1 rRNA gene is annotated in these 1,693 nt (G+C 54.6%); it reads left to right on the forward strand.

The features are described from left to right. Positions 1–42: 42 nt before the first annotated feature. A 16S ribosomal RNA gene (locus tag HMPREF2996_RS00265) occupies positions 43–1,558 on the forward strand. Positions 1,559–1,693: the final 135 nt, after the last annotated feature.

Genomic DNA, 1,693 nt, shown 5'->3' on the forward strand with positions numbered 1-1,693 from the left:
TGGTTTGTCTGTTTGTCTAGGTTTGGGCTTTTCACGGCCTTTTTTGTGGAGAGTTTGATCCTGGCTCAGGACGAACGCTGGCGGCGTGCTTAACACATGCAAGTCGAACGGAAAGGCCAGTGCTTGCACTGGTACTCGAGTGGCGAACGGGTGAGTAACACGTGGGTGATCTGCCTTGCACTCTGGGATAAGCTTGGGAAACTGGGTCTAATACCGGATATGAACTGCCTTTAGTGTGGTGGTTGGAAAGTTTTTCGGTGCAAGATGAGCTCGCGGCCTATCAGCTTGTTGGTGGGGTAATGGCCTACCAAGGCGTCGACGGGTAGCCGGCCTGAGAGGGTGTACGGCCACATTGGGACTGAGATACGGCCCAGACTCCTACGGGAGGCAGCAGTGGGGAATATTGCACAATGGGCGGAAGCCTGATGCAGCGACGCCGCGTGGGGGATGACGGCCTTCGGGTTGTAAACTCCTTTCGACAGGGACGAAGCGCAAGTGACGGTACCTGTATAAGAAGCACCGGCTAACTACGTGCCAGCAGCCGCGGTAATACGTAGGGTGCGAGCGTTGTCCGGAATTACTGGGCGTAAAGAGCTCGTAGGTGGTTTGTCGCGTCGTCTGTGAAATTCCGGGGCTTAACTTCGGGCGTGCAGGCGATACGGGCATAACTTGAGTGCTGTAGGGGAGACTGGAATTCCTGGTGTAGCGGTGAAATGCGCAGATATCAGGAGGAACACCGATGGCGAAGGCAGGTCTCTGGGCAGTTACTGACGCTGAGGAGCGAAAGCATGGGTAGCAAACAGGATTAGATACCCTGGTAGTCCATGCCGTAAACGGTGGGCGCTAGGTGTAGGGGGCTTCCACGTCTTCTGTGCCGTAGCTAACGCATTAAGCGCCCCGCCTGGGGAGTACGGCCGCAAGGCTAAAACTCAAAGGAATTGACGGGGGCCCGCACAAGCGGCGGAGCATGTGGATTAATTCGATGCAACGCGAAGAACCTTACCTGGGCTTGACATACACCAGATTGCTGCAGAGATGTAGTGTCCCTTGTGGTTGGTGTACAGGTGGTGCATGGTTGTCGTCAGCTCGTGTCGTGAGATGTTGGGTTAAGTCCCGCAACGAGCGCAACCCTTGTCTTATGTTGCCAGCATTTGGTTGGGGACTCATGAGAGACTGCCGGGGTTAACTCGGAGGAAGGTGGGGATGACGTCAAATCATCATGCCCCTTATGTCCAGGGCTTCACACATGCTACAATGGTCGGTACAACGCGCAGCGACACTGTGAGGTGGAGCGAATCGCTGAAAGCCGGCCTTAGTTCGGATTGGGGTCTGCAACTCGACCCCATGAAGTCGGAGTCGCTAGTAATCGCAGATCAGCAATGCTGCGGTGAATACGTTCCCGGGCCTTGTACACACCGCCCGTCACGTCATGAAAGTTGGTAACACCCGAAGCCAGTGGCCTAAACTTGTTAGGGAGCTGTCGAAGGTGGGATCGGCGATTGGGACGAAGTCGTAACAAGGTACCCGTACCGGAAGGTGCGGGTGGATCACCTCCTTTCTAAGGAGCTTTATTGTGGCACCAGTTGGTGTCTTTAAGCATGTGAGTGTTTTTCATGTGCGTGGTGGTTGAGTGAACGATTGTTTTGCTGCCACCGTATTGTTAATCGGGTGGAGATACATCTTAACCAGAATG

Source organism: Corynebacterium sp. HMSC066C02 (assembly GCF_001814945.1).
GTDB classification, from domain to species: domain Bacteria; phylum Actinomycetota; class Actinomycetes; order Mycobacteriales; family Mycobacteriaceae; genus Corynebacterium; species Corynebacterium aurimucosum.